This window comes from Ruminococcus sp. CAG:57, assembly GCF_000435935.1.
Classification (GTDB): domain Bacteria; phylum Bacillota; class Clostridia; order Oscillospirales; family Ruminococcaceae; genus Hominimerdicola; species Hominimerdicola aceti.
Genome location: NZ_FR890702.1, coordinates 17,126 through 30,805, shown reverse-complemented (window position 1 = coordinate 30,805; position 13,680 = coordinate 17,126). Strand labels below are relative to the sequence as shown.

The window sequence follows — 13,680 nt, the reverse complement described above, 5'->3', positions numbered from 1 at the left end:
TAGAATAATTAATATATAAAAGACAAATATTGTGAAAAGGAGTTAATAATATGAAAACAACAAACTATCTCGCCGGACTAGCGGCAATAACAATGACATTCACAGGCGTGGCTGCTCCAATATCAGCTTATGCCGATGATATCTCGACGTCTGCAAGCATAGACTATGCAACATATGGCGACTTTGTGTATATCATAAAAGCTGATAAAACAGCCGAGATAGTAGAGTATAACGGCACAGATGAAAACGTCGTTATCCCTGCTGAGGTCAACGGCTATACTGTTACAGGCATAAGCGGTTGGTCGGGTAAACCTACAAGCTCTCACCCTTTGGGTGCCATAACTGGTGCTTTTAAGAACAACAAGACCATTAAAACCGTAGTCATTCCTGATACAGTAAAATATATCGACGATGAGAGCTTTTATGGCTGCACAGCCCTTGAAAGCGTGATGTTTGGCAACGGTGTTGAAGAAATAGGCGATTATGCCTTTGAAAACTGCACTTCACTTTCCAAGGTATACATCCCTGTAAGCGTAAAGAAAATAGGCACTGAGGCTTTTGGTTATACTTTCGGCTCAGAACTTACACTTAATAAAAACTTCTCAATGACCTGCTCTAAGGATAGCGCCGCTGAAAAGTATGCAAAAGAAAATGGTATCACATATGACACATATCAGGTAAAAATTGACGAGCTTGCCATTTCAGGTATTAAGGACAAAGAGTACACAGGTAAGCCTGTTACGCAAAATATAGTTATCAAAAATGGCAATGTCGTCCTTGATGAGGGTACTGACTATACTGTTTCTTATTCTGCAAACACAAAGGTAGGCACTGTTGAAGTCACCATAACAGGAACAGGTTCATATTTCGGCGAGATAAAGTCAAGCTTTGATATACTGCCTGCAAAACAGCAGATACAGAAGCTTGAAACACGCTTCAAAGGCTTTTTCATAGACTGGGCGCAGAAAGGCTCTGCAACAGGATATGAGATAGAATATAGCTCAAATGCTGATTTTAAGGACAGCACGGTTAAAAAGCTTACCGCAAACAAGCCTGATACTCTCACCATAAGCGGTCTGACAGCAGGAAATAAATATTATGTTCGTGTACGTTCCTACACAAACGTTGGCGAAAATGTATACTATGGAGCATGGTCAGACAGCAAAAATGTTACCGCCGCAAAGTATGACATTACAAAGTCAGCTATCTCAGGTATTTCTACAAAGACATACACGGGAAAGAATATCACGCAGAGCGTAAAGGTAAAATACAACGGCAAGACGCTTAAAAGCGGCACAGATTACACAGTTTCATATTCAAACAACAAAAAGGTAGGAACAGCCACAGTAAAGATAACAGGCAAAGGACAATACGGCGGAACTGTCAGCAAGACATTCAAGATAAACCCTGCCAAGCAGAAGATACAGAAGCTCACAGCGAAGTCAAAGGCTTTCTTTATTGATTGGGCGCAGAAAGGCTCTGCAACAGGTTATGAGGTGCAGTACGCCACAAACTCTAAGTTTACAGGCGCAAAGAAGCTTGATGTTGCAAACAACAAGACCGACAAAATGACGATCTCAAAGCTTTCGGCAAATAAGAAATACTATGTTAAGGTACGTTCCTATACGCTTGTAAAGGGTACTAAATATTATGGAGAATGGTCGGCTGTTAAGAGTGTGACAACGAAGAAGTAATATGCTTATAAACCAAAGCCATTTTTTCTTATAATAAGTTTTCGCCGACAATACACTATGTAACTGATCCTTCGAACCGCTCGTCATTAAATATGATTCAAAATCTTATGGATTCGTACAAACAGATATCAGGAGCTGATATTGATAGGTTAAAATTAGGACTATTCTAAATAGAATAAGCTGCCACAGATTTTTTCTGTAGCAGCTTATTTTTGTTTATGCTATTCCTTCTTGCGAAGATATCCGTCATCATCATATTTTTTAGCTATGTGCTGTGCAGCTTGCCAATCGCCCCATTTGTCTACAGCCTTATCCCAAAGTTTATCTATTTGCTTTGGCGGAACGTATTCCAAATTGCCATATATTATTTCCATTTCTCTTTTGGTATAATGTTGCGACCTGACTATATACCAAAAATCATCAAGATCGATCAAGTTTTACACCCCTTTTTTTATTTATTGCTATACTATATTATATCATATTTTCTAAAAAAGTTTACATTTATCAACACGGAAGTTGAAATAGCCGATGTAAGAAATGAGTAATTTATCTGTCAGAATAGACAAAGGGAGAGGGCGAGAAAGCTTTGGGCGTGGGGGTCGTGGTATAGCTGAGATGTTGTGGGGGTGGACGGGCGAACGTTGCTTGCCACTACAGATAAATTGCGGTCATTAGAAATTGTAGGGGCTGGAGTCCTCGACAGCCCTTTTATCTTGGGTATTTGTTTTATGAGCTGTACAGTTATTTGGACTGTGCAGCTTTTTATGTGTGAGGGGTGTGAAAATTGGGGCGGCGGTATTGAAATTATTATTTTGTTGTGATATAATTGTACTAACTAGAACTGTGTAAATTCAGGAAGGATCTTTATGAGTATAAACAGCAATGAGGGCAATGATTTTTGCAACAGATATAATGAGGTGCTGAAAAGCGATAAGAAAAAAATGATCGCTGCGGCTGCAGCTTGCACTATCGTTATGGGAGCAGGCTTTGGGGGATATTTATACTACGGCGCTTATTATGCTTCGGGCTGGCACACCCATGACGGCTCGACTTATTATATTGTCAAGGAGACGGGAAAAAAGGCGCTTGGCTATCAGATAATAGACAACACCTGCTATCTTTTTGACGACAATGGCAACGCTATGGCTGACGGCTGGCACAAGTATCGTGGGGACACTTACTATGTCAAGGACGGCGTTGTTCAGCGTGGAAAAATGAAAATAAAGGGAGAGGAATACTATTTCTCTGAGGAGTCTGGCATTTTCAGGACGGGCCTTTGCGAGATAAACGGCGGTGAATACTACTTTGACGATCACGGCTTCCCTGACACGGGTTTTGACAGCGACGGCGGTTATTACTATGACGAGAGTGGCAAGCGTGTGACAGGCTGGGCAAAGATAAACAATGTTCAGTATTATTTTCTCAAGAGCGGTGAGATGGCCAAGGGCTTTGTTGAGATAGAGGGCAAGATATACTATTTTGATGATGACGACGGTCACATGGCCACAGGTTGGCAGGACATTGACGGAAAAAAGTATTATTTTTCTGAGAGCGGTGCTGTTCACAAGGGCTGGATGGAGCTTGAAAAGAAGTATTATTATTCTGATGAAGCTACAGGGGCTTGCGCTCAGGGCTTTGCGGAGATAGACGGTGAGAGCTATTATTTCAATGATAGCTGTGAAATGGTCAAGGGCTGGATAACAATTGACAAGAACAGATATCATTTTGCTGATGACGGTAAAATGACTAAGGGCTGGTATGAAGAACCGCCTGAGAAGTATTATTTCAAGGGCGACGGCTCGGCAGGCAAGGGCTTTACCAAGATCAAGGACAAGTATTATTACTTTGATAAGAAAAATCGCCTCCTCTCCGGCTGGAACGAGATAGGCGGAAATGTTTATTACTTCGGCAGAGGCGGTGTTGTGGCTGACGGCTGGGAGGATATTGACGAAGATACTTACTATTTTGACAAAACGACCCATGTGGCGGCAACAGGTTGGACGAATACGGATCAGTACACTGATGATGAGAAAAAGAAAATAAAAGAGTTCAAATCCAATGTTTCAAAGCTTGTGAAGTTTGAGAAGGACGATTACAAAAAGGACGAGAAGCCTGACGAAAAAGAGACCCAAAAGCTTGAGGAGCTTGCAGACAAGTTCGGCGAAAAGACATTCAATGCTTATGACAGAAAGGTTTATGAAAAGTTCGGCGGGGCGGTGTTCTATCAGTATTATTTCTACTCTGATCACACTCTTTGCACTGGATTTCATAAAATAAACGGCTATTACTTCTATTTTGATGAGGAAACCGGCAAGAAGGCTACGGGCTGGAAGACCATTGACGGAAAGAGATATTATTTTGGTCTGACAGGTGCGGCGGCTGTTGGCGAATTTGAGGAGGACGGGGACAAGAAATACACCTTCTCAAACGAGGGCGTGCTTGCAGACGGGATCGTTAAGATAGACGCTGAATGGAAGTTCAAGAAAGAGGACGGCTCTTGGGCTAAGTCGGAGTTTGTTACTTCAAAGGGAAAAATTTACTACATTGGTGAGGACGAGGCTGCACTTACAGGTTGGCACACTATTGAAGACAAGCTGTATCATTTTGACAATGACGGCAAGCTTTCAAAGGGGCTGTTCAGTGATGATTCAGGGCTTTACTACATTGACAAGAACGGTGCTCAGAAAGACAAGTGGGTAACAGCCGGTGACAAGACCTATTATTTTGACGGCGATGGCAAGGCAGTTTCAGGCTGGAGAGAAATAGACGGAACGGAGTTTTATTTTGACAGCGATCATGTTTTGCAGAATGAATGGACGACTATTGCAGGAAAGAAATATTTCCTGCAGAATGGTGTTGCGTTGAGAGGTCCTGTGTACATTGACGACAAGTATTACAACTTCGGTGAGGACGGATATCTAAAGTCCGGCTGGGTAAGCTGGCGTGGACAGAAGTTTTACAACAACAAGAACGGCACTGTTGTGACAGGTTGGAAGAAGATAGGCGGAAAGCGATATTATTTCAATGATTATGGCATGATGCTCATAAACACTACTGTTGACGGATATAACATTGACAATGACGGAGTTGCGCATAAGGCAAAATAGCAATAAAAAGGACTGCTGTGGTTTAAGACAGCAGTCCTTTTGGTTTTGTATCAAATTTTTTCAATCAGGCAGACCGCTGTGGCGGATATGCCTAGTTCCTCGCCTGTGAAGCCTAGTTTTTCTTCGGTGGTGGCTTTAACTGATATTTGTGAAATATCGCAGCCGCAGGCTTCTGCTATACGCTCCCGCATGGAGGTGATATAGGTGGCAAGCTTCGGCTTCTGTGCGCAGATGGTGGAGTCTATATTGCCTATTTTCCAGCCTTTTTCGGTCATAACGCTTATGACTTTTTCCATGAGCTTCATACTGTCTGCACCCTCATAGTCGGGGTCGTTATCAGGGAAAAGCTTACCGATATCTCCCAGTGCCAATGCACCAAGTATGGAATCCATTATGGCGTGGGCAAGGACGTCTGCATCGGAATGTCCTAAAAGTCCTTTTTCATATGGTATATCCACGCCGCCGAGAATGAGCTTTCTGCCCTCGGTCAGTCTGTGGACGTCATAGCCGTGTCCTATACGCATTTTTGTTCCTCCTGTCCTAAAAATCGTACTGTTATATTTCCTCGTAGTTGCCTAAAAATTTGAAATATGAAAGCTCTGAATTAAGCTCGCTCATGAGCTTTGCCACGTCCGGAGAGGTTATTGCTCCCTCAAAATCGAGATAGAAAACAACGTCAAAATCGGTGTTTGCGATAGGGCGGCTCTCTATCATGGAAAGGTTAAGGCCTGCCACGGAGAATTTGGTGAGAAGTCTGTAAAGTGCAGATGAGGTATGTGGCAATGCCAAGGACACTGACACGATGTCAGCATTTTCCGAGCAGAGAGTCTCCTTTGAAATGAGAATAAATTTTGTGTAATTCTCGGCGGCGTTGGCTATATTATGCCTGAGTATCTCAAGATCGTTCTGCTGTGCGCAGGCTTCTGAGCAGATAGCGGCATACGGTTCATTGCTTTCTTTTATGTAGCACGCCGCAAGGGCAGTATTTGCGTATTTATGGCTTTTAAGCCCGTTCTGAGAAAGAAACTCAGAACACTGGCTGAGTGCCTGCTCGTGGGAATAGACTATTTTGATATCCTCAAAGCGTGTGCCTTTTTTTACGGCAAGGCAGTGGGAGATCTTTACCTTAGTTGCTGCGCATATCTTGAAGTCATGCTTTTTCATAAGCTCGTAGGTCTGACCAACTGAGCCTGCGGTGGAATTTGCTATGGGAAGTATGCCGAAATCCGCTGAGCCGTTTTCAACTGATGAAAAAACGTCCTCAAAATCTTCAAAGAACATTGGCTCAAAGTCGCTGAATATCTGCTTGCAGGCTATATGTGAATATGAGCCTGTGGTACCCGGTACAGCGACTTTTTTATGACCTGTCAAGTCCAACTTTTTGTACTCTATCTTATCTGAGTCTGCAAAAAACTCCTGGTACTGACGGCACTTTGAAATATCCATGATGTTTTGGAAGAACACTCTTGACGCACTTTCCAAACCCTTTGGTGAGCTTTCTGTTACATGGTCAAGTATCTCGTTTTCACGCTTGCTCTGAAAAACAGGCATATTGTTTGCTATCTTATACTCAGCCACCTTGAAGCTTATCTGCATACGCTTATTGAAAAGCTCCTGCAGCTGGCTGTCTATATCGTTTATTTCATTCCTTAATTCCTGAAGATCCATTTTTACGCTCCTTAACAGACAGAATGATATTATTTTACCATATTTTCTGCCTTTATTCAAGAACTATTTTGTTAATTAAGGCTTTATCGAGTTTGGAAAACGGGATAACGGGCAGAGGGGTGGTATCGGTCTGGGTGAGTATTTTTTCGAGCCAAACCATATGATAGCACTTGTTGAACTTAAAGGCACATCTATGGAACGTACCCACTATGGCATAGCCCATTTTTTCATGGAACTTTACGCTGTCAAAGGTGAGATACTCGTCTTCTTTTTCGGGATAGGCGACGCAGGCATAGAGGTTTGTTATATGCTGTGCCGCAAGGAGCTTTTCAAGGGCGGAGTAGAGTTTTGCACCTATGCCTTTGTGGTGAAGCCCTTTTTTTACATAAACTGTGACTTCAACCGACCAATCATAGGCGGCTCTGTTTTTGAAAACGCCTGCATAGGCGTAGCCTGCTATTTTGCCGTTTTCTACTGCGGCTATGTAGGGATAATTTGCGGATATGCGGCGGATACGGTCGGAAAACTCCTCCACTGAGGGGACGTCATACTCGAATGTTATGGCGGTGTCTTCAACGTAGGGACGGTATATTTCAAGAAGCTCGTGAGCGTCCTTCTCGGTAACGGTTCTTATTATCATGGCGTTCTCCTTATAGTACCATTAATACTGTGCCTGCAGTGATAAGCACCGCACCTATGGCTGATCTTACTGTGAAGTCTTCATGGAGAAATAACACTGCAAGGATAAGGGTGATGACAACGCTGAGCTTGTCTATGGGGGCGACCTTTGAAACGCTGCCCATTTGGATAGCCTTATAATAGCATAGCCACGAAGCACCTGTTGCAAGTCCTGAAAGGATAAGAAATACCCAGCTTTTTCTGCCTATAGAGCCTATGCCGCTTTGTGTGTGGGTGATGAACACCATGAGCCATGCCATAGCAAGCACAACGCAGGTACGCAGAGCGGTGGCAAGATTTGAGTTTACTCCTTCAATGCCGACCTTTGCAAGGACAGAGGTGAGCGCTGCGAAAACAGCGGAGAGAAGCGCAAACACGAACCACATAATACCACTTTCTTTCGTGAAAAATTGTTTGCTCATGCCTTATTATAGCACCTAAAGGTGCTTTTTGCAATAGAATGAGCGGCAGGACGTGATATTTTACATCAGACCTGCCACTTATGCTTAGTTATTTGCGGCAAATATTTTTATTGTTCGTGAAAGTGCTGTTACCTGCTGAGGGGTACTGAATGCAGAGGGTGAGAAACGCACTGTGCCTTGCTCTATTGTGCCGAGGGTGGTATGGGTGACGGCGGCACACTGAAGTCCGCCACGGAGGGCGAAGCCTTTTTCGCTGAGATAGGAGGCGATCTCAGCGGAAGGGATATCACCGATGTTAAATGAAAGTATGGGGACTTTCTTTTGGTCTGCTTCATAGAACTTTATTTTGTCTATGTCTGAAAGTTGTTCGTAGAGCTGTTTGCAGAGTTTTTCTTCGTGGGCTTTTATTACGGCAGGGGTCTTTTGGCGGACGAAAGTTAGTCCCTCGCCAAGACCGATTATGCCCACTGTGTTAATGGTGCCGCTTTCAAGCTTTTCGGGGAGAAAAGGGGTCTGTTCAAGCAGGGCGGAGGTCGCACCTGTGCCGCCTTCGATTATGGTGGACAGAGAATATTCGCCGTCGGAGATGAGCAGTCCTGTGCCTGTTGGGCCATAGAGGGCTTTGTGACCTGCGGTGCAGAGAAAGTTGAAGCCGTCTGAGAGAGAAAGCTCCAAAAGCCCGCAGGCTTGTGCGCCGTCGGCTATAAAGCATATGCCGTGGGCTTTGCAGAGGGCGGCTAATTCACGGTATGGCATGAGCCTGCCTGTGACGTTTGAAGCCACTGTACAGCAGATACACTTAGTTTCGGGGGTTATAAGGCGGCGGAAGTTTTCTGCTGTTTCGCTGTCTGTTTTCCCTGTTCGGGCAATAGAATATTTCACGCCTCTTGTTTTTGAAAGGGCATAGACGGGTCTTGCTACTGCGTTATGCTCGTGGTCTGAGATTATCATATGACCACCGTACTGCATGACACCTTTTATCGCCATGTTAAGAGCATGGGTACAGTTGGCGGTGAAAGCCACGTTCTCGGTCTGTGCTCCAAACATTTCTGCCGCCTGCTGTCTGACGGTGAATATCTTTTCGGACACTCGCATGGAAAGCTTGTGACCGCTTCTGCCCGGGTTGCCACCATAGCGTTCTACTGCCTGAGCAACGGCTTTTGCTACGGCAGGGGGCTTGGGGTAGGTGGTGGCGGAGTTATCAAAGTTTATTATGCTTCGGGTGTTTATTTTTCTCACCTCTTTTGCTCGAATATCACGTTTCTGAATGGTATGCGCTCTTTTTCAAGTATGGCGGTTATTTCTTCCGGGGGTGCGGTGACGGCTATGGAGTAGCCGCAGCCTGTGCCAAGGTCCTTCGGGGTGCGCTGTATTTCGCAGTAGTATTTTAAACTGTTCAGCAAGTTTTTTGCTTTCATTGCATAGGTTATGGAAGTCATGGCTATAAGACTCTTTTTCATTTTTTGTTGCTCCTTTATGCTGTACTTGTCCGTATACGCTTTTACGAATACACTTCAGTATATGCCGTTCACTGTTTGAGGGTGAACGTTGAAAGTTTTGTGAAAGGTAGGTGAAATTTGATAAAAGTTAATAGTCAGTTTAAATTTCGGGTGTACTATTTATAATATAAAAAGAAAAGAGGTAAAAGCTTATGAACGGATTTATGTATAAGGTAGCGAGATTTTTTCAGGGCAGATATGGTATAGACAAGCTTTTTTACGGCATTTGCGGTGTGGCTGTGGTGCTTAGTGCGGCAAACTTGTTTGTAAGGTCACTTATTTTACAGCTTATGGTATACGCTGTGCTGGTGCTGGCGGTGGTGAGGGCGATGTCGAGAAACTGCCAGAAGCGATACGAGGAGAACATGAAGTTTGAGAGGGCTTTCGGGGGAATCGGCAGGAAATTTTCATTCTGGAAGAGAAAGTTCGCTGACAGAAAGACCCATGTTTATATAAAGTGCGGTGTATGCAAAAAGACGTTAAGGCTTCCAAAGGTAAAGGGTGAACATACTGTGAAATGCCCTAACTGTGCAAATAAGTTCAAGGTAAAGATCTGACCTGTTGCGGAATTTGTGAAAATGTGCTATACTATATAATATAGTATGATACTGTAGGGGTGCAAAGACAATGGGCGGTCGAGGACGCCAGCCCCTACGGAAGTGTGTCAGGTACGATTTTTTTGCGAAAAGGGAGCGGCAGGAATGCAGAAAGTAAATTATCAGAAAAAGCTGGAGGGCATTATAAAAAAACACGAGGAAAAGGGCGAAGTGCCGACTTTGCTTTTGCATAGCTGTTGTGCGCCGTGTTCTTCTTATGTGCTTGAATATCTGTCGCAGTATTTTAAGATAACTGTTTTTTACTACAATCCGAACATTTATCCCCGTGAGGAATACGATAAGCGTGTGGCGGAGCTTCAAAGGCTTATTGCACAAATGCCTATGAAAAATCCTGTTGCGTTCGTGGAGCGTGGGTATGACGAGGGTGAGTTTTTTCAGGCTGTTAAGGGCTTTGAGGATATCCCTGAGGGTGGGGAGAGATGCTTTCGATGTTACAGGCTCAGGCTTGAACGGACGGCTCAGCTTGCTAAGGAACTTGGTATGGATTATTTTACCACAACGCTGTCTATTTCACCATACAAGAATGCTCAGAAGCTCAACGAGATATCGGAGGAGCTTGGGGAGATATATGATGTAAAGGCACTTCCTGCGGATTTCAAGAAGCGTGAGGGCTACAAGCGTTCCGTTCAGCTTTCAGCAGAATACGGGCTTTACAGGCAGGATTACTGCGGCTGTATCTTCTCAAAAAGAGAGCGTGAAAGGCTGGATACGATTACAACAAAATCTGAATAAATATAAAAATATTAACATTGCATAGAATGCTTGTACATATTATGATAACATATTTGGCTATATATAGCAAAAATAATATGCAAATTTGTGAAAAATGGCTAAAGATATGTGGTTAATTTGTGAAAAACGTTTATTGAAATACTTGTAAATGTGTGTTATAATATAGGCAAGATGTATGTTGAGGAGATATCGCTCAATATGTATCTAAAAATTATTAACAAAGATGGAGGAAAAACAAATGAAAATCTCTAAGATTCTCGCTGGTATGTCAGCTGCTGCTCTTGCTGCATCAATGATGTCACTCGCAGCATTTGCTGATGAAACAGCTACTGTTAAGGCAGACCTCACTGGAGGTACTGTTTCTCTCATTGATGAGAAGGACGATGACGGTGTTGTTACAAAGACAGGTGTTCTTACAGGAACAAACGTTAAGCTTTCAGATGTTTGCGGTATTGATGTTAATGTAACAGTTGGTGCAGACTCAGCTGCAAAGATCGAGGCTGGAGACTGGATAGGCGGTGGACTTGGTTACAACTCTGAGTCAACTGGTTGGGCTTCAAAAGAGTGGTCATTCCAGGAGGGTGCTAAGGACGTAACAGGCGTTAAGGCTGCTGACGGTTCTTATGATTTTGTTCTGAAGGGAACAGATCCTGTATTTGCTGATACAGATACATATGCTCAGGTATGGCTCCAGAACTGGACTACAGAGGACTTCACATTCAATGCTTTCACACTTCTTGACAAGGACGGCAATCCTCTCCTTGTTGTAGAGTCTGACAAGGAACAGGGCGGAAACACTGTTGACCTTAGCGAATACAAGAAGCAGACTGAGGTTACACTTAACGGTGAGGGTAAGTCTACATCTGACGGTAATAAGGTAAGAATCAACATTAAGCACCCATGGTGTGACGATGCACACAAGGCTGATTTCAACCTTGTTGATGATTGGAGCGTATTTGCAGGTGCTGACGCTATTGCTGTTACAGTTGATATCTCAAATGTAACTGACGCTTTCACAGCTTATCCATGCTTCACAAATGGTATTGAGAACGGTATTGGTTATTGGGAAGCTTCTGATAACAACCCTGCTGTTACAGTAAACGCTGACGGCACATACACATTTATCGTTAAGTTCCCTGCAGCTCTTGAAATGGACGCAAATAATATGTTCTTTGACATTGCTACAGACCTCGCTGGTACAGACGGCGAAGATCCTGCTGTTAAGATGGCTGTTAAGAAGGTTGTAGTTCTCAACAAGAGTGAGGCTGAGCCAACAGATCCTTCTGAGTCAACAGCTGATTCTACAGATTCAACAGATTCTGACGATTCAAATGATGTTCACACAGATTCTGTAGATTCTAAGACTAACTCTGCTGCTACATCTTCTAAGGCTGCTAACAACGCATCTAACACAAACCCAAGCACAGGCGCTGCTGCTCTTGCTGCTGTAGGTGTTGCACTTGCTGGTGCTGCTGTAGTTGCTACTAAGAAGAGAAAGTAATCTGTAATTCAGATAATTCTTACTTAGAATAATTAAAGACCTGTCTTTCGGGACGGGTCTTTTTTTATTGCTTTTTTATCGAGGTAGTGGTATAATTGATTTATAAACTGCGGAGGTGTTTTTTATGCGTATAGTTTTTGATGATATTAAAGAGAGCCTTGCACCGAATTTCAAGGGCGGCGAGAAAAGCTTTGCAAGCAGGGCTTATTCTGACGGAAAGAACAAGATGATGAAAGGCAGGCTCGTGCCGGGGGCTTCTATCGGTCTGCACAGACATGAGGGCAACTGCGAGATGATATATGTTCTTGAGGGCAGTGGCAAAATGCTTTATGACGGCGGTGAGGAAAGACTGTCGGCAGGAGATTTCCATTACTGCCCCGAGGGTCATGAGCATAGCTTTATCAATGACGGCGACAGAGACCTTGTGTTTATTGCAGTTGTGCCAGCTCAGTAGATTTTTGCAGCTTTGTATCTGTGAAATAGTGGGTCAAAATGGCTTTGTAGTCTGAGCCTTTTTCTGCCATGGCGTTTGCACCATACTGGCTCATTCCTACGAGGTGTCCGAAGCCGTGAGAGGTGAAAGTGAATTTTGTATTGGCAAAGGTGAACTCGAAACATGGCGAGGAGATATCTAGGATATCGCAGAATGTGTTGGGCTGGATATCATAGCCACAGACGGTCAGGTTCGTTACATAGCCTATGCCGTCTGTTTTTGTTTTGAGCCAACTATCAGCATTGGCGAGGGGAGTGAAATTAATATTGGGGAAGCGGTCAAGAAGCTTGTCTTGAAATTCCTTGGCGGTGAGTGTCTGGGTACATTCTGTGGTGACAAGGTCTTTGTCAGCGGAGCTGTCTACTGACAGAAGATATGGGATATCCTCTCCCCATGCGTTTTTGGCGGATTGGGTATGACCGTTTGAAGCAGCGTGAAAGGCGACGATTATCGGTTCGCCTTTATAGGTGAGGATATCGTCCTTGACGGCATTGACGGCAGATCTAACTTTTTTGTAGGCTTTTTCATAGTCGCTGCCGTAATATTCTTTGGCGGCTTTCAGGGTAAAAAAGCTTTGGTAGAGGGTGCTGTCATCGCTGATGAGTGCGCCTTTTAAGGCGGGAGTAGGCGACTGGGCTTCGGAGAGCTGTCGGTGGCATATGTAGGTATGGGCGAGGACGGCTTGCGCTTTCAGGGCTTCTTCGTCAAAGTCCGCAGGCATTTGTGCAAGCACTGAGCCTATCATATATTCTTCAAGGGTGAAGTTTTCGGTCTTGCCGCTTTCGGTGAAATATACGGCTATTTTTTCTTTTTCTGAAAATGCAGGTTTCAATGCGGACTCGTTTGGGCGAAGAAATACTATGGTCGGTATTATTGTAAGGATAACAGCAAATACTGCCATTATCTGTATCATGTCTTTCATATGGTTTGTCCTTTCTTTTTTGGGGTACTATATTATATTCATGCAGTGGAGCAAATATTCATACAGGGCAAATTTTTGTACTGCAAATTTTTAAATGGCGGAGATATGCGGTTTTGATTTGACAGGTTATCTTAATACTTGACAAAAATCTGAAAAAGGTGTATAATATAACTTATATTTATAATATACTTGAAAGTGAGATGATCTATTCAATGATAAATAATGCAGCAAGGTCGCTTTTATGCGAACAGTTTATAGCAAACAATACTATTGACCCTAAGCTTTATGACAGATATGTGGTAAAAAGAGGACTTAGAAACTCTGACGGCACTGGCGTTATGGCAGGG

At 43.6% G+C, this 13,680-nt stretch carries 14 protein-coding genes and 1 pseudogene; 7 read left to right on the top strand and 8 right to left on the bottom strand.

Translation table 11 applies throughout. The features are described 5' to 3' along the window. Positions 1-50: 50 nt before the first annotated feature. On the top strand, positions 51-1,694 hold the full coding sequence (locus QVO88_RS03155; protein WP_022287079.1) for a fibronectin type III domain-containing protein: 1,644 nt from the start codon (positions 51-53) through the stop codon (positions 1,692-1,694). A 221-nt stretch (positions 1,695-1,915) separates the two neighbouring features. Here QVO88_RS03155 and QVO88_RS03150 read toward each other — a convergent pair whose 3' ends face one another. Beyond that, the gene (locus QVO88_RS03150) at positions 1,916-2,068 is read right to left on the bottom strand and encodes a hypothetical protein (protein ID WP_171028836.1); all 153 of its coding nucleotides are present in this window, start codon (positions 2,066-2,068) and stop codon (positions 1,916-1,918) included. A gap of 492 nt (positions 2,069-2,560) precedes the next feature. Here QVO88_RS03150 and QVO88_RS03145 point away from each other — a divergent pair, with 492 nt between their 5' ends. Then, the gene (locus QVO88_RS03145; RefSeq protein ID WP_022287077.1) at positions 2,561-4,801 is read left to right on the top strand and encodes an N-acetylmuramoyl-L-alanine amidase family protein; all 2,241 of its coding nucleotides are present in this window, start codon (positions 2,561-2,563) and stop codon (positions 4,799-4,801) included. A 50-nt stretch (positions 4,802-4,851) separates the two neighbouring features. Here the strand turns inward: QVO88_RS03145 and ispF are convergent, their stop codons facing one another. The 6 genes from ispF to QVO88_RS03115 form a co-directional block, all read right to left on the bottom strand. Further along, positions 4,852-5,325: a 2-C-methyl-D-erythritol 2,4-cyclodiphosphate synthase gene (gene ispF, locus QVO88_RS03140; RefSeq protein WP_022287076.1), complete on the bottom strand. Its 474-nt coding sequence runs from the start codon at positions 5,323-5,325 to the stop codon at positions 4,852-4,854. 31 nt (positions 5,326-5,356) lie between these two features. Further along, positions 5,357-6,469: a bifunctional chorismate mutase/prephenate dehydratase gene (locus QVO88_RS03135; RefSeq protein ID WP_022287075.1), complete on the bottom strand. Its 1,113-nt coding sequence runs from the start codon at positions 6,467-6,469 to the stop codon at positions 5,357-5,359. A 52-nt stretch (positions 6,470-6,521) separates the two neighbouring features. Continuing rightward, a complete protein-coding gene (locus QVO88_RS03130) occupies positions 6,522-7,109 on the bottom strand; it encodes a GNAT family N-acetyltransferase (protein WP_022287074.1) in 588 nt (195 codons plus the stop codon). A 10-nt stretch (positions 7,110-7,119) separates the two neighbouring features. Continuing rightward, a complete protein-coding gene (locus tag QVO88_RS03125) occupies positions 7,120-7,533 on the bottom strand; it encodes an EamA family transporter (RefSeq protein ID WP_022287073.1) in 414 nt (137 codons plus the stop codon). 120 nt (positions 7,534-7,653) lie between these two features. Continuing rightward, entirely contained in the window at positions 7,654-8,808 is a 1,155-nt protein-coding gene (locus QVO88_RS03120) for an aminotransferase class V-fold PLP-dependent enzyme (RefSeq protein ID WP_022287072.1), read from the bottom strand. Then, entirely contained in the window at positions 8,805-9,029 is a 225-nt protein-coding gene (locus QVO88_RS03115; RefSeq protein ID WP_022287071.1) for a DUF3343 domain-containing protein, read from the bottom strand. Before QVO88_RS03115 ends, QVO88_RS03120 begins: the two co-directional genes overlap by 4 nt. A gap of 191 nt (positions 9,030-9,220) precedes the next feature. Between QVO88_RS03115 and QVO88_RS03110 the strand changes: the two genes are divergently transcribed. The 4 genes from QVO88_RS03110 to QVO88_RS03095 all read left to right on the top strand — a co-directional run bounded on the left by QVO88_RS03110 (position 9,221) and on the right by QVO88_RS03095 (position 12,372). Beyond that, positions 9,221-9,625, top strand: a complete 405-nt coding sequence (locus QVO88_RS03110; RefSeq protein WP_022287070.1) for a hypothetical protein — start codon at positions 9,221-9,223, stop codon at positions 9,623-9,625. 144 nt (positions 9,626-9,769) lie between these two features. Further along, a complete protein-coding gene (locus tag QVO88_RS03105) occupies positions 9,770-10,417 on the top strand; it encodes an epoxyqueuosine reductase QueH (protein ID WP_022287069.1) in 648 nt (215 codons plus the stop codon). A gap of 238 nt (positions 10,418-10,655) precedes the next feature. Further along, entirely contained in the window at positions 10,656-11,918 is a 1,263-nt protein-coding gene (locus QVO88_RS03100; protein WP_022287068.1) for an NPXTG-anchored protein, read from the top strand. A gap of 124 nt (positions 11,919-12,042) precedes the next feature. Continuing rightward, entirely contained in the window at positions 12,043-12,372 is a 330-nt protein-coding gene (locus QVO88_RS03095; protein ID WP_022287067.1) for a cupin domain-containing protein, read from the top strand. Here the strand turns inward: QVO88_RS03095 and spoIID are convergent. Next, positions 12,347-13,333, bottom strand: coding sequence for a stage II sporulation protein D (spoIID, locus tag QVO88_RS03090; protein WP_022287066.1), 987 nt, complete (start codon positions 13,331-13,333; stop codon positions 12,347-12,349). The genes QVO88_RS03095 and spoIID overlap by 26 nt on opposite strands. Positions 13,334-13,545: 212 nt before the next feature. On the opposite strand from spoIID, the pseudogene QVO88_RS03085 reads away from it, so the two are divergent. Continuing rightward, a pseudogene (locus QVO88_RS03085) lies at positions 13,546-13,680 on the top strand (citrate synthase); the annotation flags it as partial.